This window comes from Undibacterium sp. GrIS 1.8, assembly GCF_040544445.1.
Classification (GTDB): domain Bacteria; phylum Pseudomonadota; class Gammaproteobacteria; order Burkholderiales; family Burkholderiaceae_D; genus Undibacterium.
The window spans coordinates 1-1,250 of the sequence record NZ_JBEONQ010000132.1 but is presented as its reverse complement, the minus strand read 5'-3'; the positions used below and the strand labels follow the sequence as shown (position 1 = coordinate 1,250).

Annotated in this window: 2 protein-coding genes; both read left to right on the top strand. The window is 51.3% G+C overall.

Going from position 1 to position 1,250, the window contains the following annotated elements:
* The first annotated feature begins 137 nt into the window (after positions 1-137).
* Positions 138-476: an IS66 family insertion sequence element accessory protein TnpB gene (tnpB, locus tag AAKU64_RS22510; protein WP_322118917.1), complete on the top strand. Its 339-nt coding sequence runs from the start codon at positions 138-140 to the stop codon at positions 474-476.
* A gap of 80 nt (positions 477-556) precedes the next feature.
* A partial coding sequence (locus AAKU64_RS22505) for an IS66 family transposase zinc-finger binding domain-containing protein (RefSeq protein ID WP_354363103.1) occupies positions 557-1,250 on the top strand: 694 nt, incomplete at its 3' end.

Sequence of the window (1,250 nt, the reverse complement as noted above, 5' to 3'; positions counted from 1 at the left end):
CCGATTGTTGTTCAACCTAGCCCACCAGCCGCTTCAAATTTGCCGCCCATCGTGTTACGCCATGACTCTGGGTGGCAACTCTCGCTACCTGCTAATATGCAGACCACCTGGCTTGGTCAATTACTCAATCAATTAGTATGATGGCACCCGGTCAGATTTTTTGCGTCATAGAATCTGTGGACATGCGTCGTGGCATGGAGAGCTTGTCGCAATGGATACAAACCAGTTTGGGTACGACGCCTTGCGATGGCACCGCCTATGCGTTTAGCAATCGTTCTAAAACACGCTTGAAGTTGCTCATCTGGGATGGTACTGGCGTATGGTGTTGTCAGCGCCGCTTACACCGTGGTGCGTTTGTCTGGCCTCGTGCAGATGATCGCTGCTGGGTGATGACACAAGACCAATGGGATTGGCTCATCAAAGGCGTTGACTGGCAAAGATTATCTGCACCGGCACCTGCACACTGGCACGTCTGATCGGCACGGATAGCATCAAAAAATGACGACACATCACTTTTTTGATTGTAAACATCACCCAGTCTATGTAAACTTACTACATGGACCTCGCCAAAGCCCTCACTCAATTTAATCCCCACACGGCCACGCCCGAAGCACTGGCCGCACAGGTAGTAGTCTGGGCACAAGAAGCACAGCGTCTTCAAGAACAAGCTGATCTCGTTGCCCGGCAACGCCAGGAAATCCATCTCAAAGACACCAAGATCAAGGCACTTACTTTAGAACTGGCGTACCACAAACGGATTAAATTCTGCAGCACATCAGAAGCCTTCACGGCGCAACAACGTGACCTCTTTAATGAGACGCAAGAAACCGATCTCAACGCCATGCAGGCGGAACTGGAACAACTCTCTTCCACACCGCGCGTCAAAGCAAAGCCAACCGGACGTAAGCCACTCCCTGCCGAATTGCCACGTGTAGAACAGCGTCACGAACCTGATTCTTGCGCATGTGGTGCTTGTGGTCATACCTTAGTGAAGATCGGCGAGGATATCACCGAGCAGCTTGATGTTGAACCAGCACGGTTCTTTGTACAACGGCATATCCGGCCACAATATGCCTGCCGTCATTGCGAAACCATCACCGCTGCAGCAATACCGGCGGCGATCATTGACGGTGGTTTAGCGACACCCAGCTTACATGCGTGGGTAGTGATTCAAAAATATCTGGATCATCTGCCACTCTATCGGATAGAACAGATCAGCACCCGTCATGGCGTCACGATCTCCAGATCAA